Consider the following 22,783-nt stretch of genomic DNA (forward strand, 5'->3'; position numbering starts at 1 on the left):
GGCGACCGGTATGGGCCCGGAGGACGCGAGATGACGGAAGCCCGGATTGGCCGCACCCTGGCGGACTCCACCCCCCATTGGCCGGCGCCGCCAAAGCCGCCCAAGGGCGCGCCCAATATCCTGGTGGTGCTGTTCGACGACGTCGGGTTCTCGGACTTCGGCTGCTACGGCTCGCCGATCCGCACGCCGACCATCGACGCCCTGGCGGCGGACGGCCTGCGCTATACCGGCTTTCACACCACGGCCATGTGCTCGACCACGCGGGCGGCGCTCTTGACCGGGCGAAACCACCACTCGGTGGGCATGGGCTGCCTGGCGAACTTTGACTCAGGCTATCCGGGCTATCGCGGCAAGATCGCGCGCGAGGCCGGCACGCTTCCGGAGATGCTGAAGCCCCACGGCTATCGCAGCTACATGGTCGGCAAGTGGCACGCGACGCCGCTGACTGAGACCGGCCCGACCGGGCCCTTCGACGGCTGGCCCCTGGGGCGCGGCTTCGACCGGTTCTATGGCTTCATGGACGCCGAGACCGACCAGTACGCGCCGGAGCTGGTGCGCGACAACACCCCGATCGACCCGCCGGACGGGGGCTATGAGGCCGGCTATCACCTGACCGCCGACCTGGTCGACCAGTCGATCCGCTATATCGCCGATCACACCGCCGACGCGCCGGAGACGCCGTGGCTGCTCTGGCTGGCCTTCGGCGCCTGCCACGCCCCGCACCAGGCGCCGCAGGAGATCATCCGCAGCTATGATCCCGTCTTCGAACACGGCTGGGACGTGGAGCGCGAGCAGCGGCTGGCCCGGCAGAAGGCCATGGGGATCACGCCCGCCGAGACCCGCATGCCGACCCGCAATGACGGGGTGAAGGGCTGGGAGGAGCATTCGGACGACGAGCGCCGGGTGTTCACCCGCCTGCAGAGCGCCTTTGCCGGCATGCTCGACCACGCCGACCAGCATCTGGCGCGGCTGATCGGCTTCCTGGAGACGGCGGGGATCAAGGACGACACCCTGATCCTGGTCTTGTCCGACAATGGCGCGAGCCAGGAGGGCGGGCCGCTGGGCATGGTCAACGCCATGGGCCCCTACAACATGAAGGGCGAGCCGATGGGCGAGAAGCTGGCCCGGATCGACGACATCGGCGGGCCGGACACCCATTCCAATTTCCCGCACGGCTGGGCCATGGCGTCCAACACCCCGCTGCGCCGCTACAAGCAGAACACCCATGGGGGCGGCATCCGCGATCCGCTGGTGATCTCCTGGAAGAACGGCCTGCCGGCCCGCGGCGAGCTGCGCCACCAGTTCGCCCACGCCAGCGATTTCGCACCGACGGTGCTGGACCTGCTGGGCCTGGAGCCGCCGGCCCAGGTCTGGGGCGTGCCGCAGATGTCGATGGAAGGGGTGAGCTTCGCGGCTTCGCTGAAGGACCCGGCGGCCCCGGCCCGCGGGCGGCCGCAATATTTCGAGATGTTCGGCCATCGCGGCCTGTGGAAGGACGGATGGAAGGCCGTCGCCTTCCATCCCCCCGGCCGGCCCTTCGACGCCGACCAGTGGGAGCTCTATCACCTCGACCGGGACTTCTCGGAGGTCGAGGATTTGGCTCAGGCCGAGCCCGAGCGGCTGAAGGCCCTGATCGACCTGTGGTGGGCGGAGGCCGAGCGCTGCAAGGTGCTGCCGCTCGACGACCGCTTCGGCCCGCGCTTCGCTGAGAACGCCATCCGCTATCACGGGCCGCGCAAGCGCTTCGTCTTCCATCGCGGCATGGGCCACCTGCCCACCGACATGGCCCCGGACGTCCGCAGCCGCTCCTACCGCATCGAGGCCGACGCCCTGATCCCGCCGGAAGGGGCGGAAGGCGTGCTGATCGCCCACGGCGACGCCACCTGTGGCTACAGCCTCTATCTGCAGGGCGGCCATCTGCACCACACGATCAATGTCGGCGGCGCCAAGGCGACGGTGACCTCGGAGGCGAAGATCCCGCCGGGCCGTCGCAAGCTGGGCGTCGGCGTGCGCCAGGGGGACGGGCGGACCTTCACCCTGACGGTGGACGGCAAGCCGGCGGGCCAGGTCCACACCCATCTGGGCTTCGCCACCTTCGTCTCCTGGTCGGGCCTGGACATCGGCCGCGACCGCGGCAGCCCGGTCGCCGACTACGCAGCCCCGTTCAGCTTCACCGGGGCCTTGAAGACGGTGGTGGTGACCATGGACGAGGACCAGGCCCTGGACGCCGAGGCGGTGGGCGAGGCGGAGATGGCCCGCCAGTAGGCGCCGGTCAGGCGGTCAGCTGGGAGGGGGTGACGCCCAGCATGCGGCGCATGCAGCGGGCGAGGTGGCTCTGGTGGGCGAAGCCGGCCTCGCCGGCGGCCTGGGCGATCGTGCGACCGCCGCGGACCAGCAGGTCCTGGGCCCGCAGGACGCGGCGCTCGATCAGATAGCGGTGGGCCGACTGGCCGACGGCGCGGCGGAACATCACCGTGAAGTGCGAGACGCTGACCCCGGCCGTGGCGGCCAGGTCGGCCAAACTGAGATCCTCGTCCAGATGGGCCTCGATGCGGTCGGTCACGGCGCGCAGCTGGCGGGGCGTGAGCGCGGTCAGCCGCGGGGCGGGGCGGTGGCGGGCGCGGACGGCCAGGCGCACCGCGAGCGCCAGGCCCAGGCTTTCGCCATAGAGCCGGGGCGAGGGCAGGGGGGACTCCAGCTCGGCGCGCAGGGCCTGGCCGATCAGCTCGACCTGGGGGTCGCGGGCCCGCATCTGGGGGCGGAGATCCTCAAGCCGCCCGTCCAGCCCCTCGGCGGCCCGGGTCATCAGCTCGGGGCTGAAGCGGAAGCTCATGACCAGGGCCGGGGTCGCATCTTCCCACTGGCCCTGTACGCCGGGCGGGACCAGATCGTAGTCGCCGGGGCTCTGCCAGCCGCTGCGGCGGACGTCGTCGACCTGGCAGTCGGCGCGTACGGCGGGGCCCACATGCAGGGCCATCCGCACCAGGGGGCTGATGGTCGCCTCATGCTTGCCGGCGTCGGTGCGGTTCAGCGACGCCTCGAACCCGTCCCAGGCGCGATAGGCCAGGCGATGGGCCATTGGCTGGTCGGGTTTCGGAAATGAGCCGTCGGCCACTGGGGAGGTCCGCTGAGATAGGTCCGCAGGCTGAAGGGGGCGCGCAAGCCGTCCGCCTGTCAATTCCGCGACGCCCGGCCCCAGGGTTCGACCGTCGGATCGTGCGCGACGGGCCGGAAATCCGCCGCCTAGGCTCAAGGTCCCGATCGGAGCCCGCCCATGTCCCTCGCCTCAAGCCTCCCCGCCGCCGGACCCGGACTGGGCCGCGCCATACTGGTCGCCACCCTGCTGGCCGGAACCCTGGACATCCTGGACGCGGTGATCACCTCGCTGATCACGGGACGGGGGCCGGTCCGCATGCTGCAGACCATCGCCAGCGCGATCCTCGGCAAGCCGGCCCTGCAGGGCGGGGCCTCGACCGCCCTGTTGGGCCTCGCCATCCATTTCGCGATCATGGCGGTGATGGTCACGGTCTTCGTGCTCGCCGCCGAGCGCCTGGAGCCCCTGCGCCGCCAGCCGATCCTGTGGGGCGCGATCTATGGCCTGGCGCTCTATGGGGTGATGACCTGGGGGGTGGTGCCCCTGCGCTGGCCGGAGGCGTTCGGGCGGCTCAGCCTGATCCAGACGGCGAATCAGGTCTTCGCCCACAGCCTGCTGGTCGGCGTGCCGATCGCCCTGGTGACCGCGCGCCTGCTGAAGCCCCCGGCATCCTGATCGCGGCGCGGCGGGATACCCAACCTTGGCTAGATTCTAGGCGCTGAATGCAATCGCCCCGGGCGCCTCCCTTTACTCCGGCCGCCACATCGGATTCAGTCACGCCGAGAGTGGTTTTCGCGCTGGGGGCGAGACTGCATGCCGGCGTCAGAGGTCGAAGACGATCTCACCATCCTTCGCGGAGACCCGCGGGAGGACGCGGACCACTATCGCACCATCTTTGACACCGCCGTCGAGGCCATCGTGGTGATCAACGAGGCCGGCGAGATCTGCACCTTCAATCCCGCCGCCGAGCGCCTGTTCGGCTATTACGGCGAGGAGATGGTCGGCCGCGACCTGCGCGACCTGATGGCCCCGCCCTATCGCGACGCCCGCCAGCGGGGACCGGAGGAGGATCGCGCGGCCGGCGTGCGGCGCATCCTGGGTTCGGGCCGGGCTGTGGCCGGCCTGCGCAAGAACGGCCAGACCTTCACCCTGGAACTGTCCATGGCCGAGTGGTGGCGGGACGGGGAGCGGTTCTTCACCGGGGTGATGCGCGACGTCACCGAGGATGTGCGGGCCCGCGATCTGCAGCGGCTGATGGTCAATGAGCTGAACCATCGGGTGAAGAACACCCTGGCGACGGTCCAGGCCATCGTGCTCCAGACCCTGCGCAACGCCGAGTCCACCCAGGCCGCCCAGCGGGACCTGCTGAAGCGGCTGGTGGCGCTCGCCGCCGCCCACGACATCCTGACCCGCGAGAGCTGGGAGGGCGCCCAGGTGGCCGAACTGGTCGCCGCGGCGCTGGAGACCCATGCGCTCGGCCCGTCGGCCCAGGTCTCGGGGCCGGAAGTGCGGCTGTCGCCCAAGGCGGCGGTGGCGCTGGCGCTCGCCCTGCACGAACTGCTGACCAATGCGGCCAAGTTCGGGGCGCTCAGCCAAGGCGGCCAGGTGGACATCTCCTGGATCACGCCTGCGCCCCAGGTCCTGGAGCTGGTCTGGCGCGAACGGGGCGGCCCGGCGGTCGAGCCGCCGGCCCATCGCGGCTTCGGCCTGAGGATGATCGAGGCCCTGGCGAGCGACCTGGGCGGAACGGTGGAGATGGGGTTCGAGCCGGAGGGCCTGGTCTGCGTGATCCGCGCCGCCATCGAGACCGGAGACCCGGCGCCATGAGCGAGCAGCCGGTCCGACGGGTCCTGGTGGTCGAGGACGAGGCCATGGTGGCCATGCTGATCCAGGACCTGCTGGCCGAGCTCGGCTGCCAGGTGGCCATGGTCGCCAGCACGGCCAGCGAGGCGGCCGACATGGCCATGACCTGCGACGTGGATTTCGCCCTGCTCGACGTCAATCTCGGTCGCGGCCAGACCTCGTTCCAGGCGGCGACCATACTGGGCCAGAGGCGCACGCCCTTCATCTGGGTGACCGGCTATGGCCGCGACGGCGTGCCGGAGCGGTTCAGCGCCGCGCCGGTGATCAGCAAGCCCATCGATCCGAACCTGCTGGCCGACGCGGTCCGTAACCTCGGCTGACGACTTTTCGCACCGAAGAGGCCCATCCGACTTGTGTGGCTGATCTGCCACACTACATCCGGTCTGCCGGGAGTTGTGCTTGATCAAGGCGACCCCCGTCCATCCGCCTGATGAGGGGAACCCATGAATATCGATCTCTATTCCGACCGCGCCAAACAGGCGGTTCAATCGGCCCAGAGCCTCGCGCTCGCCCGCCGCCACCAGCAACTCGCGCCCGAACATCTGCTGAAGGTCCTGCTCGAGGAGAAGGACGGGCTGTCGCGCGCCCTGATCCAGAGCGCCGGCGGACGGCCCGACGCCGCCGACCAAGCGGCCGACGCCCTGCTGGCCAAGCGGCCGAAGGTCGAGGGCGGCTCCGGCCAGCTCTATATGGCGCCCGAGACCGCACGGGTCTTCGCCGAGGCCGAGGCCGGGGCCAAGACCGCCGGCGACGCCTTCGTCACCACTGAGCGCCTGCTGATCGCGCTCGCCAAGGAAGGCGGCGACGCCGCCAAGGCCCTGAAGGACGCCGGCGCCAACGCCGCGGCCCTGGAAGAGGCCGCCAAGGCCCTTCGCAAGGGCAAGACCGCCGACTCGGCCTCGGCCGAGGAGGGCTATGACGCCCTGAAGCGCTACGCCCGCGACCTGACCCAGGCCGCCCGGGACGGCAAGCTCGACCCCGTGATCGGCCGCGACGAGGAGATCCGCCGCACCATCCAGGTCCTGAGCCGCCGCACCAAGAACAACCCTGTCCTGATCGGCGAGCCCGGCGTCGGCAAGACCGCCATCGTCGAGGGCTTGGCCCTGCGCATCGTCAATGGCGATGTGCCGGAGAGCCTGAAGGACAAGCAGCTGCACTCGCTCGACATGGGCTCCCTGATCGCCGGCGCGAAATATCGCGGCGAGTTCGAGGAGCGCCTGAAGGCGGTGCTGAACGAGGTGACCCAGGCCGAGGGCTCGATCATCCTGTTCATCGACGAGATGCACACCCTGGTCGGCGCCGGCAAGTCGGACGGGGCGATGGACGCCTCGAACCTGCTCAAACCCGCTCTGGCCCGGGGCGAGCTGCACTGTGTCGGCGCGACCACGCTGGATGAGTACCGCAAGCACGTCGAGAAGGACGCGGCCCTGGCCCGCCGGTTCCAGCCGGTGTTCGTCAGCGAGCCCACCGTCGAGGACACGGTCTCGATCCTGCGCGGCCTGAAGGAGAAGTACGAGGTCCACCACGGGGTTCGCATCTCCGACAGCGCCATCGTGGCCGCCGCGACCCTGTCGAACCGCTACATCGCCGACCGCTTCCTGCCGGACAAAGCCATCGACCTGGTGGACGAGGCGGCCAGCCGCGTGCGCATGGCCGTGGACTCCAAGCCCGAGGAACTGGACGAGATCGACCGCCGCATCGTGCAGCTGAAGATCGAGCGCGAGGCCCTGACCAAGGAAAGCGACGCCGCCTCCAAGCAGCGGCTGGAAAAGCTTGAGGACGAGCTGATCGACCTCGAGGCCCAGTCCGAGGACATGACCACCCGCTGGAAGACCGAGAAGGAGAAGGTCTCCTCCGCGGCCCAGACCCGCGAGGCCCTGGACCGGCTGCGCGCCGAGCTGGTGACGGCCCAGCGGCAGGGCGACCTGCAGCGGGCGTCCGAGATCGCCTATGGCCAGATCCCGCAGCTGGAGCGCCGCCTGGCCGACGAGGAGGCCAAGGCCAGCCAGGATTCGGTGAGCCCCGAGGTGGTCGACGCCGAGCAGATCGCCCAGGTCGTCTCCCGCTGGACCGGGATCCCGGTCGACAAGATGCTGGAGGGCGAGCGCGAGAAGCTGCTGGCCATGGAGACCGCCCTGCGCGGTCGGGTGGTGGGCCAGGAAGAGGCCCTGGTGGCGGTCGCCGACGCGGTGCGCCGCGCCCGGGCCGGCCTGCAGGACCCCAACCGGCCGATCGGCTCGTTCCTGTTCCTGGGCCCCACCGGGGTCGGCAAGACCGAGCTGACCAAGGCGCTGGCCGAATTCATGTTCGACGACGAGGCGGCGATCACCCGCCTCGACATGAGCGAGTACATGGAGAAGCACTCGGTCAGCCGCATGATCGGGGCGCCTCCCGGCTATGTCGGCTATGACGAGGGCGGGGCCCTGACCGAGGCGGTGCGCCGCCGGCCCTATCAGGTCGTGCTGTTCGACGAGGTCGAGAAGGCCCACCCGGACGTGTTCAACGTCCTGCTGCAGGTGCTGGACGACGGTCGCCTGACCGACGGCCAGGGCCGCACGGTCGACTTCCGCAACACGCTGCTGATCATGACCTCGAACCTCGGCTCCGAGTACCTGGCCAGCCAGGGCGAGGGCGACGATGTCGAGGAGGTCCGGCCCCAGGTCATGGACGTGGTCCGGCGCCACTTCCGGCCCGAGTTCCTGAACCGGGTGGACGAGATCATCCTGTTCAAGCGGCTGGGCCGCTCGGAGATGGACAATATCGTCACCATCCAGCTGAAGCGGGTGGAGAAGCTCTTGGCCGACCGGCGCATGTCGATCGCCCTGGACGCCGCCGCCCTGCATTGGCTGGCCGAGCGCGGCTACGATCCTGTGTACGGGGCGCGGCCGCTGAAGCGGGTGATCCAGAAGGAGCTGGTCGATCCCATCGCCCGCAAGCTGCTGAGCGGCGACCTGGCGGACGGCTCGGTCATCGAGGTCGGCGCCGACGCCGAGGGCCTGCAGATCGGCAAGGCCCAGGTGCACTGAGCCCCTCGCCGACCCAGACCGGCCGAGGCTGAAAGACGAAGGGCCGGACGGGGGATTTCCCTGTCCGGCCCTTTTCAGTCTGGATGGCGTACGGTCGTCGCGGCGAGGTCAGAGCTCGACGGTGATCGCCTTGCCGCCGCGGATCTCGACGCGGCGCATGATCGCCATGTCCGGGCCGCCGCCGCCGACCGGCTTGGCGACGGTGATCACGAACCAGGCGCCGTTGGCCAGGCCCTGGAAGGCGAAGCGGTTGGCGCTGTCGCAGGTGGTGCGGCGCACGAAGGCCGAATAGTCGCCGGTCGGCGCCTGGGGCGTTCGGGCCCTGACCTCGTCGGCCGGCAGGGCCGAGCGTTCCGGCGAATTGTAGAGGATGGTCATGCGCCGCCGGGTCCACAGGGTCTCCGGCGTGAGGATCACACCCGCGCCCGCGCAGCTATAGGCCGTCGGTCCGTTGCGGAACGACAGGTGGCCGGTGATGGCGCCCTTGCCGGGAATGGCCGACCAGGAGAAGTCGCCCGGTCGGAAGATCGCCGCGGACGGCGGTCCGCCCGCCGATTCCGGCGGCTCGGGCGGCGGCGGCGGGGTGGCCGTCTCACAGGCCGCCAGGGTGAGCGCGGCGGCCGAGGCGAGGAGGATGCGGGCGGCGGAGGTCATGCCTTACCATAGGGCGAGGGACGCCCGCCCGCCAAGGTCTTCGTTGCGCGCGCCCGGCAGGCCTGCCCAGCCTGGGGTTGCGGCGGTCAGTCGTCGCCGCGCACGCGGCCGCGGGCGGCCTTGATCCCGCCCCGGCGGACCTTGGTCTCGATGCGGCGGGTCTTGGAGGCGAGGGTCGGCTTGGTCTTCTTGCGCGGCGGGGGCGGGGGTTCGGCGGCCTTGCGGACCAGCTCGACCAGCCGCTCCAGGGCGTCGGCCCGGTTCCGCTTCTGGGTGCGATGGGTCATGGCGACCAGGACCAGCACCCCGTCCTGGGTCAGGCGGCGGCCGGCCAGCTTCATCAGCCGCACAGCCACGTCATTGGGCAGGGAGCGCGAACGGCGCACGTCGAAGCGCAGCTCCACGGCGGTCGAGACCTTGTTGACGTTCTGCCCGCCCGGCCCGGCCGCGCGGATGAACCGCTCGACGATCTCGCTCTCGTCGAGCGCTATGGCGGGGGTGATCTCGATCATGCCTTCACATATGCGCGGGTGGCGTTAGTGTCATCCCATGCGCAACCACGACACCCTGCAGCTTATTGGCGCCGCTCCGCCGGAGCGGATGGGACCTGTTGCGCGCTAGACCGAACTGAAGCAACGCCCCATCAGCCCCGCCGGACACCGGACGGGGCTTTTTCATGCCTCCTCCGACCGGCCCGTCAGGAGAGACCCATGAACGACATACTGATCCGAGCCCAGGAGCCGGAGGATGTTCCCGATCTGCACGAGGCCTTCAACCAGCCCCGGGTGATCGCCGGCACGCTCGGCATGCCCTTCGTCAGCCTCGACGCCCGCCGCAAGCGTCTGGAGGCGTCGCCGCCGGGACACACCCGCCTGGTCGCCGTCATCGACGGCAAGGCGATCGGGGCGGCGGGACTGCACCCGGCCGATCAGCCGCGCCGGGCGCATGTCGCCTCGATCGGCATGGCGGTGCATGACGCCTATGCCGGGCGCGGCGCAGGTTCGGCCTTGATGGCTGCCCTGGTGGATCACGCCGACCGCTGGCTGAACTACCGGCGGCTGGAGCTGACCGTCTATGTCGACAACGCCCGCGCCATCGCGCTCTACGAGCGGTTCGGCTTCCAGCGGGAAGGGGTGATGCCCGCCTATGCCTGGCGGGACGGCGACTATATCGACGCCGTCGCCATGGGCCGGCTCAGGCTCTGAGCCTCAGGCCTGGCAGGCGGGGCAGAGGCCGCGGGCTTCCAGGGTGACGGTGCGCACCGCATAGCCGGAGGGCGCCGCGGCGGCGAGCTGGGTGGCGAAGTCCGGCTCGAACTCCTCGGCCGCGCCGCAGCACTCGCAGATCACGAAGGCCGCGCGGTGGCCCTGGCCGTCCATGCGGCAGGGGACATAGGCGTTCAGGCTCTCGATCCGATGGGCGAAGCCCAGGCGCTCGAGGAATTCCAGGGCGCGATAGACGGTCGGCGGCTTGGCCGGCTCGCCATGCGCCCCGAAGGCGGCGATCAGGTCATAGGCCTTCATGGGACCGTCGGCCTCGAGCAGCAGCTCCAGCACCCGGCGGCGCGGCGTGGTCAGCCGTTCCTGGGTCGCGGCGCAGCGCCGCTCGGCCAACACCAGGGCGTCGGCCAGGACGGGCCCGGTCAGACCCGGATGCGCGCCTTCGGCGTGATGGCAATCGGCTCCCATGTGCATTGGCTACTCGTCTCCGCGATTTCCCGCAACCTGGGACATTTCCGGCCTTGACGATCCGTTATGTTATCTCATAACGCATCATTAGTGTTATTTCATAACAGGGGGCGGCGCTTTCAAGCCCTCTGCAGGGGATTGTCATGGCCCGTTCGAGCCTTTTCGCCGCCGCCGCCACCGCGGCTCTGCTGAGTGCGACCCTGGTCGCCGGTTCCGCCCGCGCCGAGGCCGCGCCGGGACCTGAGGTGTCGGAGGTGGTGGTCACCGCCCAGCGGCTCGACGCCGCCCTTCAGACCATCGAGCCCTCGCTCGGCGCGACCTCCTTCGCCATGAGCCAGAGCTTCGTCACCAACCTGCCGGGCGGGGCCAACACCCAGCTGAACCAGGTGATCCTCCAGGCGCCCGGCGTCACCCAGGACGGCTTCGGCCAGCTGCATGTGCGCGGCGACCACGCCAATCTGCAGTACCGGCTCAACAATGTGATTCTGCCCGAGGGCCTTGCGGTGTTCGGCCAGACGCTGAGCCCGAGGCTCGCCTCCAATATCGAGCTGGTGACCGGCGCCCTGCCGGCCCAGTACGGCCTGCGCACCGCCGGCATTATCAACATCACCACCAAGAGCGGCTTCAAGACCGGTGGCGAGGTCGGGATCTATGGCGGCGGCCACGGGGTGGTCACGCCCAGCCTGGAATATGGCACCACGGTCGGCGCGAACTCGGCCTTCGTCTCGGCCAGCTACACCGACACCTATGTCGGCGTCGAAAGCCCGGACGGCCGGCCCGGCCGGTCCATGACCACAGCCAGCAGGGCCAGGTCTTCGGCTTCTTCGACCACATCATCGACGATACGAGCCGCGTCTCCCTGATCCTCGGGACCTCGCAGCAGACCTTCGAGATCCCCAACACCCCCGGCCTGCACCCCGATCTCGGCCTGACCGTCAACGGCCAGAGCGACTACCTGTCCGACCGGCTGAACGAGCGCCAGCGGGAGGGGACGAGCTACGCCATCGGCACCTATCTGAAGACCACGGACCAGCTCACCGCCCAGGTCTCGCTGTTCGCCCGCTATTCGACCCTCAGTTTCCGCCCGGATACGCTGGGCGACTTGCTGTTCGCCGGCATCGCCCAGGACGCCCGCAAGCAGGACACGGCCGCGGGCCTGCAGGCCGAGGGGGTCTATAATCTGAACGACGCCCACACCCTGCGCGGCGGCGTGATCGTCCAGGGCGACCGGGCGACCAGCAAGACGGCGTCGCGGGTCCTGGCGCTCGACGCCAATGGCGACCAGATCGGGGACACGCCGATCCTCATCACCGACAACGCCAGCCGCACCTCCTGGACCTATTCGGTGTTCCTGCAGGACGAGTGGAAACTGGCCGACAGCCTCACCCTCAATTACGGCCTGCGCTATGACGCCCTGTCCTCGTTCCGCAAGGAGGACCAGCTGAGCCCGCGGGTGAACCTGGTGTGGCAGCCGGCCGAGGGCGCGACGGTCCACTTCGGCTACGCCCGTTATTTCACCCCGCCGCCCTATGAGCTGGTGGCGTCGGAGACGGTGGCCAAGTTCGTGGGCACGACGGCGGAGGCGCCGGGGACGGCGAACACCACCCCCTATTCGGAGCGCACCCACTATTTCGACCTGGGCGCCCAGCAGAAGATCGGCGGGGTCACCCTGGGGGTCGACGCCTATTACAAGAAGATCCGGCACATGCTGGACGAGGGCCAGTTCGGCGCCCCGATCATCCTGACCCCGTTCAACTACGACCAGGGCTATGTGAAGGGGATCGAGTTCACGGCGGCCTATGAGCACGGGGCCTTCTCGACCTATGCGAACCTCGCCCTCTCCAAGGCCCAGGGCAAGAACATCATCTCGTCCCAGTTCAACTTCGACCCGGCCGACCTCGCCTATATCGCCGACCACTACATCTATGTGGACCACGACCAGACCTATACGGCCTCGGCCGGGGCCTCCTATCGCTGGGGCGGGACCGCCTGTCGGGGGACGTGCTCTATGGGTCGGGCCTGCGCAAGGACGGCGCGGTTCCCAATGGGGGCAAGCTCTCGCCCTACACCCAGGTCAATCTGTCGGTGAGCCACGGCTTCGAGGACGGCGCCCTGCAAGGCGTCACCGTGCGGGCCGACCTGATCAACGCCTTCGACGAGAAATATCTGATCCGCGACGGCTCAGGCGTCGGCGTCGGCGCCCCGCAATACGGTCCGCGGCGCGGGCTGTATGTGGGGGTGACCAAGGCGTTTTAGGAACCAGGATCCCTCTCCCGCAAGGGGAGAGGGATTTTCTGCATTATGCGTCTTCGGACTCGGTCGGCGCGGCGCCGCCTTCGAAGCTGCGCGGGGCGCGGCGGCGGCGGGGACGCTTGGCGGCCTCCTCGTCACCGGCCGGTTCGGCGGCCGGAGCCGCGGCCGGAGCCGCGGCGGACGTCGGCATGACGCGCGGGGCCTTGGGCTTCAGGAAGGCCGGGGCGTGGCTTTCGCCGCCGTCGTCGTCGCGCAGCACCGGAGAGCTGCGGTCCTCGGTGACCACCAGAGGCGCGGCCTGGGGTTCGACCACGGCGAGCGGATCACGCTCGGGGCGGTCCTCCCGCGGCCGGTCGTCCCGGTCGCGCCAGCGGTCGCGGCGGCCGCCTTCGAAGTTGCGGGGGCGATCCTCGCGCGGCTGACGCTCTTCCCGCGGACGATCGTCGCGCGGGCGGTCGTCACGGGCGGCGCGGTCCTCGCGGGGACGGTCATCCCCGCGCGGACGGTCGTCTCGATCGCGATTGCGGTCGTTGCGGGGGCGGTCGTCGCCCTGGCCCTGATTGTCGCGGTTCTGGTCGCGGGGGCGATCATCGCGGTCGCGATAGCGCCCCTGACCCTGCTGGTTCTGGCCGTCGCGGTTGCGGTCGCGGTCGTCGCGGTCCCGCCAGCCGCCCCGGTCGCCATTGCCGTTGTTATTACGGTCGCGGCTCTCGGTCTCGCCCTCGGCGGCCTCGGCCTCCGCATGGGCGTCAGCGTCGGCCTGAGCCGCCGCCTGGGCGCCGCTTTCGTCCTCGAAGTCCAGGTCGAAGCCGGACACGAACTGATCGCGACCCAGGATCTCGCTGGCCGACTTGGTCGGCTGCATGGCCCGGATCGTGCGGAAATAGTGTTCCGCGTGCTGCAGGTAGTTCTCGGCCAGAACCCGGTCCCCGGCCCCGCCGGCGTCACGCGCCAGCTGCTGGTACTTTTCGAAGACGTGCTGAGCGTTGCCGCGGACCTTGACGCCCTCCGGACCGTTCGAATCGAAGGCCCGGTTCGCGTTCTGCTGCTGAGGCTTACCCCCGCCGCTGCCGCCGCCGCCGCCGCGATTGCGGCCGCGCTGACGCTTCATACCCTTGAAATCTCTCATTCTTTGCTAACCATCTTGCCGCCGCTGAGCCTAAAGCCTGAGCGCGCGGCCTGCCCTTTCGCCTTGCCCGGGCGAAAGGCCCGAGAAATCGTGTTGAAGACGTAAGTGTTCCCCGTCGTCCGCCCTGAGGTGAGGCGCGCGTCACGAGGAGTCGTGCGCCTGCTGGAGCGGCTCTCGAGCCCTGAATCCAGGAGTCCGAAACCTGTAGCACCAGCGAATTGGGTGGAGACAGGTACCTGACTTAGCGAGTCAGGGCCGGGTTTCCAAGGGGTTTTTCACGCCGGTCACCACCCGGTCGTGGTTGGCGAGGTCGAGAAGGGTGGTGACGCCGCTGGCCCCGGCCGCCCGGAACAGGGCCTCGACCGCCGTCTTCTGGTCGTAGCCGATCTCCACCGCGAAGGTTCCGCCGGGCTTCAGGACCCGCAGGATCTCCGGCGCCAGGATGCGATAGGCGTCCAGGCCGTCGAGGCCGCCGTCCAGGGCCAGGCGCGGCTCGTGCACTCCCACCTCCGGCTCCAGGGTCTCGATCACGTCGGTGGCGATATAGGGGGGATTGGAGACCACCAGGTCGAAGCTGTCGTCGGACAGCCCCGCCGTCCAGTCGCCGCGCAGCAGGGCCACGCGCCCGCCCAGGCCCAGATTGGCGGCGTTCTCGCGGGCGACGGCGAGCGCCTCCTCGGAGACGTCGACGCCGAGGCCCTTGGCGGCCGGCCGCTCGGCCAGGATCGCCAGCAGGATCGCGCCCGACCCGACGCCCAGGTCCAGGACGTTGAAGGCCATGGCCTCGGGGAAGGCCTTGAGCACGTGGTCGACGATCACCTCGGTGTCCGGGCGCGGGGTCAGCACGTCCTTGGTCACCGACAGCATGATCTTCCAGAAGCCCTTGCGGCCCAGGATGTGGCTGACCGGCTCGCGGCGGATGCGGCGGGCGACATAGTCGGCCAGGCGGGCCTCCTGCTCCGGCGTCAGCGCTCGGTAGGGATCGCCGACGATATCGGCGCGGGTGGCCTCGGCGGCGGCCTCGACCAGCAGGCGGGCGTCGATCACCGGCCCGACCAGGCCGGCGGCCTCCAGGGCGGCCTTGGCGCCCTGCCAGGCCTTGAGAAGCGTCTGGCTCATGCGGCCTCCGGGTGCGGGGTGGTGCAGGCGTCGCCCAGGCTGACGGTCCCGCCGTCAGTCACGTGGACATAGATCCCGCAGTGCATGTGCCCGTAGTTGTCGAACAGGGCCTTCACCAGGTCCATGTCCGGCTCGGCCGTCGTCGGATCGACGTGGGTGGCGACACAGCGGACGATGGGCTTGAACACCTTGGCGCGGGCGAAGCCGACCATCAGCGTCCGACCTTCCCAGTCGTTCTCGACCCAGGCGGGCCAGCCCTCGACATAGACGTTGCCGCGGAACCGCAGGGGGTCGATCGGGCGTCCGACCTTGGCCTCCAGGTCGCGGACGCTATTCATGTTGATGATCGAGACATGGCCCAGGGGGTGGTCCATGAACCGGTGGCCGGGCGCCTGGACAAGCTTCAGCGGGCCGGTCGCGGCCTCGCCCAGCAGGCCGGCCAGCCAGGCGCAGAAGGCCTCGGCGCCCGCAGGATCGCTCAGCTTGGCGGATAGGTCGGGCTGGCCCGCGGCCTTGGCGGTCAGCACGCCCGTGGCCTCGTCATAGGCGGTGCGCGCCTTGGCGACCTCGGCCATGGCGGCGAGCACGGTGAACTTCTGCTTGCGGACGAAGGCCGGGGCGGCGGGATCGAAGCCCGACGGGCCGTTCTCGACCGCGAACAGGCGGTCGCAGGGGAAGGGGCCACCGGCGGTCAGGCCGGCGGCGGTCAGGGGCTCCGGCGTGAAGCCCTTGACGGGGTGGCGGAAGAGGCCGGCGACGTGTGCGTCCATCGGGGCTTGTTGCCGCAAGCGGGCGGCTTCCACAAGCGCCACGGAACGGCGGCGCCGTCCGGGTGTTCCAGCCTCGATCAGGCGCGGGAGACCAGGGTGGCGGAGCGGCGGAGGATCGGACGGCGGATCGCCGGCGCGGCCCTGATCGCGGTCCCCTGGGTGGGGCTGGCCGTCCTGCTGGCGCATCGCCACGCCGCGCCGGCCGTGGTCGACCTCGGACCGCCAGAGGCCCCGCCCGAGCCGGCCTATGAGATCCTCGAGCCCGGACGCGGCCGGATGGCGGCCACGCCGCTGGACATCCCGCCCGCCGGCTGGGCGGACATCCTGTGGCGCACCTGGCGGGAGATCGCCGCCGATCGCCTGACCGCGGTGGCCGGCGGGGTGACCTTCTATGTGCTGCTGGCCGTGTTCCCGGCGCTTGGGGTCTTCGCCGCCCTCTATGGCCTGTTCGGGGATGTGGCCGACGCCCCGCGGCTGCTGGCCGGTTTCGCCGCGGTGGTGCCCCGCGCCGCCCTGGAGCTCTTGGAGCTGCAGATGGCCCGGCTGGCCAGCGGACCGCCCGCGACCCTCAGCCTGGCCTTCGTGGTCAGCCTGCTGCTGTCGGTATGGAGCGCCAAGGCCGGCATGCGCTCGCTGTTCGAGGGGCTGAACGTCGCCTATGGCGAGACCGAGCGGCGTGGCTGGGCGGCGCGCACGGCCCTGACCTATGGCTTCACCCTGGCCGCCCTGGTGCTGACGACTCTGCTGACGGTGGTGCTGGTGACCACGCCGCTGCTGTTGCGCAGGTCGGGCCTGGGCGTGCTCGCGCCCTTCTGGGATCCCTTGAGCTGGATCGGCCTGTTCGTCGTCGCCTCGGGGGCCTTCGCCGCCCTCTATCGCTACGGGCCCAGCCGGGCCCACGCCCGGTGGCGCTGGGTGCGGATCGGCGGGGCCGCGGCCGCCCTGGGCTGGCTGATCGGATCGCTCGGGTTGTCTTGGTACCTCGACAACATCGCCCACTTCGACGCCACCTACGGCTCCCTGGGCGCGGCGGTCGGCTGCATGCTGTGGATCTGGTTCTCGGTGCTGGCGATCCTGGCCGGGGCGGAGCTGAACGCAGAGACGGAGCATCAGACCACGGTCGACACCACGACGGGTCCGCCCCAGCCCATGGGCCAGCGCGGCGCGGTGATGGCCGATACGGTGGGGGTGGCCTTCAAGACCGACGCCGAGGCCCTGCTGATCAAGGGATGGCGGCAGGGGGAGGCGGGCGCCCGGCGGCTGCGGGCGGCCCTGCGCCGGCGTCAGTTGAACTCGTCTTCCAGGGCCGAGAGCCGGGCCGCCTGATCCTCGGCGATCAGCGGATTGATCACGTCGTCCAGGGCCTCGCCCTCGAGGATCTTGGGCAGGTTGTAGAGGGTCAGGTTGATCCGGTGGTCGGTCACCCGGCCTTGCGGGAAGTTGTAGGTGCGGATGCGCTCGGAACGGTCGCCGGAGCCGACCTGGCTCTTGCGGTCCTCGGAGCGGGCGTTGTCCAGCGCCTCGCGCTGCATGTCGTAGAGCTTGACCTTGAGCGCCTTCATGGCCCGGGCGCGGTTCTGGTGCTGCGACTTCTCGGAGCTGGTCACCACGATGCCGGTGGGCACGTGGGTGATGCGCACGGCCGAGTCGGTCTTGTTGACGTGCTGGCCGCCGGCCCCGGACGAACGATAGGTGTCGATGCGGATGTCCTGGTCGCGGATCTCGATCTCGACATCCTCGGGCTCGGGCAGGACGGCCACGGTGGCGGCGGAGGTGTGGATCCGCCCCCCGGCCTCGGTCTCCGGCACACGCTGCACCCGGTGGACGCCGCTTTCGAACTTCAGCCGGCCGAACACCCCGTCGCCGGTGATGGCGGCGATGATTTCCTTGTAGCCGCCGACCTCGCCCTCGGAGACCGAATCGATCTCGACCTTCCAGCCGTGCAGGGCGGCGTAGCGCTGGTACATGCGGAACAGGTCGCCGGCGAACAGGGCGGCCTCGTCGCCGCCGGTGCCGGCCCGGACCTCGAGAATCGCCGAGGCGTTCTCGTCCTTGTCCTTGGGCGCCAGGAGGAGGGCGACGTCGTGCTCCAGCTTGGGCAGGCGCTCATTGAGGGCGTCGAGCTCGTCGCGGGCCAGCTCGGCCATCTCGGCGTCGCCGGACTTGAGCATTTCCTCCAGCTCGGGCGCCTCTTCGCGGGCGCGCGCCAGGGTCTGGACCGCGTCGGCCACCGGCTTCAGCTCAGCGTGCTCCTTGGACAGGCGCACGATCTCGGCGCCGTCGGCGGCCGCGCCCATGCGCGCCTCGATCTCGCGGAAACGGTCGAGCACCTGATCGAGTCGGGCCTGGGGAAGACGCACGTGTTTGGAGACCTGTGAACGGAAGCGCGCCTTCTAGCGCCGGTGGCCCGCGCCGTCACGCCCTGGTCGCGCATGGAGGTCCTGACCAGGGATCGGGCGTCGGGGGTCAAGCCGTTCGCCTGTTGGTCGAGCTTACTTGCCAAACTCCGGCTTTGGTGGTCGTTAACCATGTTTCGCGCCGCGTTATTCTGAACGCGAGACGGTTTCGGGGGACGAGGGGGACGATGAGCGAGGACGCGCATCACGACAGCGGCGGGGCGGCCAAGGCCGCCGGCGCGCCGGTCGCGACGCCCGTCGCGGTCAGTCCGCCGCCGGCGCCAGCCTATTCGGTGGTGGTCCCCGCGCCCGGTCCGGCCGCCCCGGCCTCCTATCCGATCATCATCCAGGCGCCCGCGCCGGCGCCCTATCCGCCCGCGCCGCCGTCTGGCCTGCAGGGATTCTGCCGCTGCGGCCTGACCCCCTGGCCCCAGGCCTTCCTCTGCGCCTGCATGGCGCCGCCCAAGGCCGAGGAGAAGAAGAAGGACGAGCACAAGGCGCCCGCCGGGCCGCCGCCGCCCGCCTTCAGCGCCGCCGTCCCGGCCGACTTCCCCAAGCGGTTCGAATATGTCTGGGCCTCGCTCGGCAAGGTGATGGAGGGCAAGGCCCCGCCGCACGGGGTGATCGCCGACGCCCGCGCCCTGCTCGACCTCTTGCTGGACGACCTCGATCCGGAGGGCCGCGGCCGCTTCGTCACCGAGGGCGCCTGGATCTGGAAGAAGACCACCTATCGCGCCCACAAGGCCAAGCCGCGCCTGCACCGGCTGATCGAGAAGGGGGTGCTGTTGAAGCCCCTGAAGGACGTGGTCGACCGGCTGGCCTGGACGCCCGAGGAGGAGGCCGCGCGCGGGGTGCGGGGCGATCCCGACCTCGCCAAGCGCCTGGTGCATCTGGTCTGGCAGGTGGCCGACCAGGGCTTCGAACAGCGCACCTGGAGCGAGCTCGCCGAGGCCCCGCCGAGGGTCGCGCCGCCAGCCGCGGCGCACGGCGGCGACGCCCATGGCGCGGGCGGCGGGCATGGCGATGGCCATGGCGGCGACGGCCACCATTAACCTCGCCTGCGAGGAGAAGCCCGACGCCGCTCCCGTGTGTTCGGTTTTCCGATGTCCTCAAGCCGGGTAGCTTCGACTCATGTCGATGCTCGCTCCACCCCCCAGACGCCGCCCGGTCCGGTCCGCGCCGGGGATGGATCCGTTGGTCGGTGAGATCGCCGAGGTCCTGCTGACCCTGGGCGGCGCGGCGCATCGCGATCAGGTGATCGACCGCCTGGGCGCCCATAGGAGCCGCGACGGCGTACGCGATCTCGACCTGCGGGCCCGGGCCGTGGCGGTGTTCGACGCCCATAGCCGGACCGATGCGGGCTATGGCGGGGTGCGGCCCCTGTTCCGCCGTCCCTTCGGGCCCGGCGCCTATCGCTGGGCGCTGACCGCCGAGGCCGAGGCCTTCCTGCGCGCCGGCGCGGAGGCCAAGAAGACCGGCTAGGTCTCCAGCGCCGCCTCGGGGCGCAGGCTCGTGGCGCCGAGATCGACGCCGACCCTCTGCAGCTGGCGGAACAGCCGGCGCAGATTGACATAGTTGGCCCGCACCAGACGCGAGATCTCCGGCCGCGCCAGCACCTCGGCGGGCACGGTCAGGCCGCCGTGGACGCGCACCAGATAGCCTTCCTCGATCAGGGTCTTGACCTTGCGCCGCACGGTCTCGGCGGGGATGCCCAGCATGGCGGCGAGCGCGCCGCCTGACACGGGACGCAGGCAGGGCGGACCGAAGTGCTCCGGGCCGCCCGGCGCCGTCGGCCGGATATTGGCCTGGATCACCCCCATGATCACCGCCCCGCGGGTCAGGTCGCCGCCCAGGTGCCGGTTGGCCGCTCCGACCGCCCGCAGCAGATAGTCGCTCGCCAGCTGGATCGCCGCCCGCTGATGGCTTTCATCATACTCAATCACGATCCCGCCCGATTCCTGCGCGATCCCCGACCCTCGCCGGGGATTTTCCCCCGCACGACTAAGACTCGGATTCACCAGAATGAGTACCCGATTTTGAGTATTGGCGGCCGAAAACGCAAAAGGGCGGAGCGATCAGGCGACCGCTCCGCCCCTTCAGGCGCCTTGGTCCCTTGCGGGAAGCTTAGGCGCGCACGCCGGTCAGCGAGGCCGACCCGAAGGCGCCCAGCTTCACATTGCCGCTCAGGCTGTCGCCGGCGACCGTGACGTCGAATTCCAGCGTCATGGGCATGGGCGAGGTGATGGCGGTGGACCAGGTCAGCTTGTCGCCGGAAACCTTGCCCTCGATGGCTTGCTCGCCCATCGCGCCCTTGGTGATGCCGGTGAACGAGTCACCGCTCGTCGTGATCGTCGCGTCGACCGTCTGCGCGCCCATGGGCGAGTTGATGGTGATCTTCCAGTTGCCGTCAGCGGACATGGTGTCCCTCCCTTTTGGAGGCGGCACCTAATCAAGGCCTGAGGGCCGACGCAAGGGTGACGCAGGCGTCAGTTTTGAGAAATATGTGATCGTGTTCGCCGAGCACGGGTCGCGGGTGCGGGCGGCGTCCGCTCCACCCTGGGGCGTGCCGCCGTCCGGGGAGCTTATTCGGCCGCCAGCCCCTGGACGCGGGCCTGTTCCAGTTCCCTGGCCTTGGCCTCGACCAGCTCGACGATGTGGTCGACCATGTGGCCGTTGTCCATCTTGTGGTCCGGCTTGCCGGCCAGATAGACCATGCCCGAGCCCTTGCCGCCGCCGGTGAAGCCGACATCGGTCATGAGCGCCTCGCCGGGCCCGTTCACCACGCAGCCGATGATCGACAGGCTCATGGGGGTGGAGATGTGCGCTAGCCGCGCCTCCAGCGCCTCCACCGTCTGGATGACGTTGAAGCCCTGACGGGCGCAGGAGGGGCAGGCGATGATGTTCACGCCGCGGTGGCGCAGGCCCAGCGACTTCAGCATGTCGAAGCCGACCTTGATCTCCTCGACCGGATCGGCGGCCAGGCTGACCCGGATGGTGTCGCCGATCCCGGCCCAGAGCAGGGAGCCCATGCCGATCGAGGACTTGATGGTGCCCGAGCGCAGGCCGCCGGCCTCGGTGACGCCCACATGCAGCGGGCAGTCGATGGCCTCGGCCAGCTGCTGATAGGCGGCCACGGTCATGAAGATGTCCGAGGCCTTCACGCTGATCTTGAACTCGTGGAAGTCGTGGTCCTGGAGGATGCGGGCGTGGTCCAGCGCGCTCTCGACCATGGCGGCGGGGCAGGGCTCGCCATACTTTTCCAGCAGGTGGGGCTCGAGGCTGCCGGCGTTGACCCCGATGCGCATGGAGCAGCCGTGGTCGCGGGCCGCCTGGATCACCTCGCGCACCCGGTCGGGCGAGCCGATATTGCCCGGATTGATCCGCAGGCAGGCCGCGCCGGCCTTGGCCGCCTCGATGCCGCGCTTGTAGTGGAAGTGGATGTCCGCCACGAGCGGGACCTTGGAGGCCTTTACGATCGTGGAGAACGCCTTGGTGGAGTCCTCGTCGGGGCAGGAGACGCGGACGATGTCGGCCCCGGCTTCCTCCAGCTGACGGATCTGGTCGATGGTCGCGGCCGCGTCGGCGGTCAGCGTATTGGTCATCGACTGGACAGAGATCGGCGCGTCGCCGCCCACTTCCACATTGCCGACACGGATCTTGCGCGAGGGGCGCCGGTCGATGGCGCGCCAGGGGCGGACGTGGGTGTGATCTTGGACGGTCATGATGGCCGCAAAATAGGGCCTCGCGCGCGAAAACCCAAGGACTGCGTCAGACCGATCGAGCGGCCGATCAGCCCTGCGGCGTCGCCGCCAGCTTGGCCACGGAGTTCAGACCCACCGGCAGCAGGCCCTTGCTCTGGCCGCCCACGAAGACCTGGACGGCGCCGGCCTCGACCACATCGGCGGTGACGCCCTTGAGCATCGGGGCGCGATAGGCCTCGCCGGCCGCGAGCTGGCGGGCGAAATAGACCGAGCCGTCGGGACCGCGGACGATCAGCGAGGTCGGCTTGCGGGCCTGCAGGGTGACCTGGGAGGCGTTGGCGGCGGCGCCGTAGACCGTGCCCTGGGCCGCGAAGGTCTGGGGCAGGGGCTGGGCCTGGGGATCGGGCGCCTTGGGCGTGTTCGACTGGGCGGCGGCCTTGCGGGCCGCATCGACCCCGTCGGCCGAGCCGGACGAGGCGATCGAGGCCTCGAGGCCCGGCGTCTCATAGGGCGTGGGGGTGGTCGACTCGACCGGCGCCGGCAGCGGCGCGCCGAGCGACACGGGTCCCTGGGCGGTGGCCAGCGGCGCGGCGGCCGTGGGCGGCGCGGTGGGCGGCGGCGGCGCCTGCTCGTTCATGGCGCGCTGGGCGACGTTCCACAGCACGATCGCGCCGATGATCAGCACACCGCCGACAATGATGGTCATCAGGCGCGGGTCGCCGTCCCGGCGCACCCCGACCGGCTCGCGCAGGGGTTCGTCGGCCGCCGGCTCGTCGGTCTTGAACCGCTCGACGGCGGCCTCGCCGTCCAGGCCGAGCGCATTGGCGTAGGCCCGCACATAGCCGATGGTGAAGGGGCGCGACGGCAACTCGTCCAGCCGCATCTCCTCGATGGCGGCGAGATAGGCGCGGCGGATCCGGGTCTGGTCGGCGACATCCTGCAGGGACAGGCCGCGGAACTCCCGGGCGGTCTTCAGCGCTACGCCAATATCGGGACCAGCATCCAAGTTGGGCATATAGGACTCGGCGACCCCGGGATCGCGATCCCAGTCGGTCGGCAAATGAAGATTCGTAACCCCGCCAGTATCGAG

The 22,783-nt window shown here is 70.2% G+C and carries 24 protein-coding genes; 12 read left to right on the forward strand and 12 right to left on the reverse strand.

The features are described from left to right. Nucleotides 1-30 precede the first annotated feature (30 nt). The gene (locus tag MQH10_RS04880) at nucleotides 31-2,265 is read left to right on the forward strand and encodes an arylsulfatase (protein WP_242562940.1); all 2,235 of its coding nucleotides are present in this window, start codon (nucleotides 31-33) and stop codon (nucleotides 2,263-2,265) included. 7 nt (nucleotides 2,266-2,272) lie between these two features. On the opposite strand, the gene MQH10_RS04885 is transcribed toward MQH10_RS04880, so the two are convergent. Continuing rightward, nucleotides 2,273-3,079, reverse strand: coding sequence for a helix-turn-helix domain-containing protein (locus MQH10_RS04885; RefSeq protein ID WP_242562941.1), 807 nt, complete (start codon nucleotides 3,077-3,079; stop codon nucleotides 2,273-2,275). 195 nt (nucleotides 3,080-3,274) lie between these two features. Here MQH10_RS04885 and MQH10_RS04890 point away from each other — a divergent pair, with 195 nt between their 5' ends. The 4 genes from MQH10_RS04890 (at nucleotide 3,275) to clpB (ending at nucleotide 7,983) form a co-directional block, all read left to right on the forward strand. Beyond that, nucleotides 3,275-3,769, forward strand: coding sequence for an Hsp33 family molecular chaperone HslO (locus tag MQH10_RS04890; RefSeq protein WP_242562942.1), 495 nt, complete (start codon nucleotides 3,275-3,277; stop codon nucleotides 3,767-3,769). Between the two features lie 138 nt (nucleotides 3,770-3,907). Then, nucleotides 3,908-4,921: a sensor histidine kinase gene (locus tag MQH10_RS04895; RefSeq protein ID WP_242562943.1), complete on the forward strand. Its 1,014-nt coding sequence runs from the start codon at nucleotides 3,908-3,910 to the stop codon at nucleotides 4,919-4,921. Beyond that, entirely contained in the window at nucleotides 4,918-5,277 is a 360-nt protein-coding gene (locus MQH10_RS04900; RefSeq protein ID WP_242562944.1) for a response regulator, read from the forward strand. Before MQH10_RS04895 ends, MQH10_RS04900 begins: the two co-directional genes overlap by 4 nt. A 123-nt stretch (nucleotides 5,278-5,400) precedes the next feature. Further along, entirely contained in the window at nucleotides 5,401-7,983 is a 2,583-nt protein-coding gene (gene clpB, locus MQH10_RS04905; protein WP_242562945.1) for an ATP-dependent chaperone ClpB, read from the forward strand. Between the two features lie 108 nt (nucleotides 7,984-8,091). Here the strand turns inward: clpB and MQH10_RS04910 are convergent, their stop codons facing one another. Continuing rightward, nucleotides 8,092-8,637, reverse strand: coding sequence for a hypothetical protein (locus tag MQH10_RS04910; RefSeq protein WP_242562946.1), 546 nt, complete (start codon nucleotides 8,635-8,637; stop codon nucleotides 8,092-8,094). 86 nt (nucleotides 8,638-8,723) lie between these two features. After that, nucleotides 8,724-9,149 (reverse strand): alternative ribosome rescue aminoacyl-tRNA hydrolase ArfB, encoded by a 426-nt coding sequence (gene arfB / locus MQH10_RS04915; protein WP_242562947.1) that lies wholly within the window; start codon nucleotides 9,147-9,149, stop codon nucleotides 8,724-8,726. 198 nt (nucleotides 9,150-9,347) lie between these two features. On the opposite strand from arfB, the gene MQH10_RS04920 reads away from it, so the two are divergent. Further along, entirely contained in the window at nucleotides 9,348-9,842 is a 495-nt protein-coding gene (locus MQH10_RS04920) for a GNAT family N-acetyltransferase (RefSeq protein WP_242562948.1), read from the forward strand. A 3-nt stretch (nucleotides 9,843-9,845) separates the two neighbouring features. Here the strand turns inward: MQH10_RS04920 and MQH10_RS04925 are convergent, their stop codons facing one another. Next, entirely contained in the window at nucleotides 9,846-10,331 is a 486-nt protein-coding gene (locus MQH10_RS04925) for a Fur family transcriptional regulator (RefSeq protein ID WP_473828307.1), read from the reverse strand. A 137-nt stretch (nucleotides 10,332-10,468) separates the two neighbouring features. On the opposite strand from MQH10_RS04925, the gene MQH10_RS04930 reads away from it, so the two are divergent. The 3 genes from MQH10_RS04930 to MQH10_RS26280 are packed head-to-tail and all read left to right on the forward strand — an operon-like array spanning nucleotide 10,469 to nucleotide 12,581. Beyond that, on the forward strand, nucleotides 10,469-11,188 hold the full coding sequence (locus MQH10_RS04930; protein ID WP_242562950.1) for a TonB-dependent receptor: 720 nt from the start codon (nucleotides 10,469-10,471) through the stop codon (nucleotides 11,186-11,188). 47 nt (nucleotides 11,189-11,235) lie between these two features. Beyond that, the gene (locus tag MQH10_RS04935; protein ID WP_336605045.1) at nucleotides 11,236-12,414 is read left to right on the forward strand and encodes a TonB-dependent receptor; all 1,179 of its coding nucleotides are present in this window, start codon (nucleotides 11,236-11,238) and stop codon (nucleotides 12,412-12,414) included. Next, complete coding sequence (locus MQH10_RS26280) at nucleotides 12,411-12,581, forward strand: hypothetical protein (protein WP_336605044.1); 171 nt, start codon at nucleotides 12,411-12,413, stop codon at nucleotides 12,579-12,581. The genes MQH10_RS04935 and MQH10_RS26280 overlap by 4 nt, the downstream gene beginning before the upstream one ends. A gap of 43 nt (nucleotides 12,582-12,624) precedes the next feature. On the opposite strand, the gene MQH10_RS04940 is transcribed toward MQH10_RS26280, so the two are convergent. From MQH10_RS04940 to MQH10_RS04950, 3 genes are all read right to left on the reverse strand, one after another. Then, nucleotides 12,625-13,689, reverse strand: coding sequence for a DUF4167 domain-containing protein (locus MQH10_RS04940; RefSeq protein WP_419720754.1), 1,065 nt, complete (start codon nucleotides 13,687-13,689; stop codon nucleotides 12,625-12,627). Nucleotides 13,690-13,956: 267 nt separating this feature from the next. Then, complete coding sequence (gene prmC / locus MQH10_RS04945; protein ID WP_242562952.1) at nucleotides 13,957-14,826, reverse strand: peptide chain release factor N(5)-glutamine methyltransferase; 870 nt, start codon at nucleotides 14,824-14,826, stop codon at nucleotides 13,957-13,959. Then, nucleotides 14,823-15,596, reverse strand: a complete 774-nt coding sequence (locus tag MQH10_RS04950; RefSeq protein ID WP_242562953.1) for an MOSC domain-containing protein — start codon at nucleotides 15,594-15,596, stop codon at nucleotides 14,823-14,825. The genes prmC and MQH10_RS04950 overlap by 4 nt, the downstream gene beginning before the upstream one ends. A 96-nt stretch (nucleotides 15,597-15,692) precedes the next feature. Here MQH10_RS04950 and MQH10_RS04955 point away from each other — a divergent pair, with 96 nt between their 5' ends. Then, entirely contained in the window at nucleotides 15,693-16,922 is a 1,230-nt protein-coding gene (locus tag MQH10_RS04955) for a YihY/virulence factor BrkB family protein (protein ID WP_242562954.1), read from the forward strand. Here the strand turns inward: MQH10_RS04955 and prfA are convergent. Then, on the reverse strand, nucleotides 16,880-17,956 hold the full coding sequence (prfA, locus tag MQH10_RS04960; RefSeq protein ID WP_242562955.1) for a peptide chain release factor 1: 1,077 nt from the start codon (nucleotides 17,954-17,956) through the stop codon (nucleotides 16,880-16,882). The two genes, MQH10_RS04955 and prfA, sit on opposite strands and share 43 nt — an antisense overlap. Nucleotides 17,957-18,180: 224 nt before the next feature. Between prfA and MQH10_RS04965 the strand changes: the two genes are divergently transcribed. Further along, a complete protein-coding gene (locus MQH10_RS04965; RefSeq protein WP_242562956.1) occupies nucleotides 18,181-19,044 on the forward strand; it encodes a hypothetical protein in 864 nt (287 codons plus the stop codon). Nucleotides 19,045-19,186: 142 nt separating this feature from the next. Next, nucleotides 19,187-19,474, forward strand: coding sequence for a hypothetical protein (locus MQH10_RS04970; RefSeq protein WP_242562957.1), 288 nt, complete (start codon nucleotides 19,187-19,189; stop codon nucleotides 19,472-19,474). On the opposite strand, the gene MQH10_RS26695 is transcribed toward MQH10_RS04970, so the two are convergent. The 4 genes from MQH10_RS26695 to MQH10_RS04990 all read right to left on the reverse strand — a co-directional run bounded on the left by MQH10_RS26695 (nucleotide 19,471) and on the right by MQH10_RS04990 (nucleotide 22,753). Beyond that, nucleotides 19,471-19,935 carry a DeoR family transcriptional regulator gene (locus MQH10_RS26695; RefSeq protein ID WP_242562958.1) on the reverse strand — a complete coding sequence of 155 codons (465 nt, stop codon included), beginning with the start codon at nucleotides 19,933-19,935 and terminating at the stop codon, nucleotides 19,471-19,473. The genes MQH10_RS04970 and MQH10_RS26695 overlap by 4 nt on opposite strands. A 181-nt stretch (nucleotides 19,936-20,116) precedes the next feature. Beyond that, nucleotides 20,117-20,410 carry a hypothetical protein gene (locus MQH10_RS04980; protein WP_242562959.1) on the reverse strand — a complete coding sequence of 98 codons (294 nt, stop codon included), beginning with the start codon at nucleotides 20,408-20,410 and terminating at the stop codon, nucleotides 20,117-20,119. A 164-nt stretch (nucleotides 20,411-20,574) separates the two neighbouring features. After that, a complete protein-coding gene (ispG, locus tag MQH10_RS04985; protein WP_242562960.1) occupies nucleotides 20,575-21,714 on the reverse strand; it encodes a flavodoxin-dependent (E)-4-hydroxy-3-methylbut-2-enyl-diphosphate synthase in 1,140 nt (379 codons plus the stop codon). Between the two features lie 67 nt (nucleotides 21,715-21,781). After that, on the reverse strand, nucleotides 21,782-22,753 hold the full coding sequence (locus MQH10_RS04990) for a helix-turn-helix domain-containing protein (RefSeq protein WP_242562961.1): 972 nt from the start codon (nucleotides 22,751-22,753) through the stop codon (nucleotides 21,782-21,784). Nucleotides 22,754-22,783: the final 30 nt, after the last annotated feature.

The organism is Phenylobacterium aquaticum, from assembly GCF_022695515.1.
Classification (GTDB): domain Bacteria; phylum Pseudomonadota; class Alphaproteobacteria; order Caulobacterales; family Caulobacteraceae; genus Phenylobacterium; species Phenylobacterium aquaticum.

Bases quoted from the DNA above. Each gene is read 5' to 3' on its own strand.
- MQH10_RS04880 (WP_242562940.1), top strand. From the start codon at position 31: ATGACGGAAGCCCGGATTGGCCGCACCCTGGCGGACTCCACCCCCCAT.
- MQH10_RS04885 (WP_242562941.1), bottom strand. From the start codon at position 3,079: ATGGCCCATCGCCTGGCCTATCGCGCCTGGGACGGGTTCGAGGCGTCG.
- MQH10_RS04890 (WP_242562942.1), top strand. From the start codon at position 3,275: ATGTCCCTCGCCTCAAGCCTCCCCGCCGCCGGACCCGGACTGGGCCGC.
- MQH10_RS04895 (WP_242562943.1), top strand. From the start codon at position 3,908: ATGCCGGCGTCAGAGGTCGAAGACGATCTCACCATCCTTCGCGGAGAC.
- MQH10_RS04900 (WP_242562944.1), top strand. From the start codon at position 4,918: ATGAGCGAGCAGCCGGTCCGACGGGTCCTGGTGGTCGAGGACGAGGCC.
- clpB (WP_242562945.1), top strand. From the start codon at position 5,401: ATGAATATCGATCTCTATTCCGACCGCGCCAAACAGGCGGTTCAATCG.
- MQH10_RS04910 (WP_242562946.1), bottom strand. From the start codon at position 8,637: ATGACCTCCGCCGCCCGCATCCTCCTCGCCTCGGCCGCCGCGCTCACC.
- arfB (WP_242562947.1), bottom strand. From the start codon at position 9,149: ATGATCGAGATCACCCCCGCCATAGCGCTCGACGAGAGCGAGATCGTC.
- MQH10_RS04920 (WP_242562948.1), top strand. From the start codon at position 9,348: ATGAACGACATACTGATCCGAGCCCAGGAGCCGGAGGATGTTCCCGAT.
- MQH10_RS04925 (WP_473828307.1), bottom strand. From the start codon at position 10,331: ATGCACATGGGAGCCGATTGCCATCACGCCGAAGGCGCGCATCCGGGT.
- MQH10_RS04930 (WP_242562950.1), top strand. From the start codon at position 10,469: ATGGCCCGTTCGAGCCTTTTCGCCGCCGCCGCCACCGCGGCTCTGCTG.
- MQH10_RS04940 (WP_419720754.1), bottom strand. From the start codon at position 13,689: ATGAAGCGTCAGCGCGGCCGCAATCGCGGCGGCGGCGGCGGCAGCGGC.
- prmC (WP_242562952.1), bottom strand. From the start codon at position 14,826: ATGAGCCAGACGCTTCTCAAGGCCTGGCAGGGCGCCAAGGCCGCCCTG.
- MQH10_RS04950 (WP_242562953.1), bottom strand. From the start codon at position 15,596: ATGGACGCACACGTCGCCGGCCTCTTCCGCCACCCCGTCAAGGGCTTC.
- MQH10_RS04965 (WP_242562956.1), top strand. From the start codon at position 18,181: ATGAGCGAGGACGCGCATCACGACAGCGGCGGGGCGGCCAAGGCCGCC.
- MQH10_RS04980 (WP_242562959.1), bottom strand. From the start codon at position 20,410: ATGTCCGCTGACGGCAACTGGAAGATCACCATCAACTCGCCCATGGGC.
- ispG (WP_242562960.1), bottom strand. From the start codon at position 21,714: ATGACCGTCCAAGATCACACCCACGTCCGCCCCTGGCGCGCCATCGAC.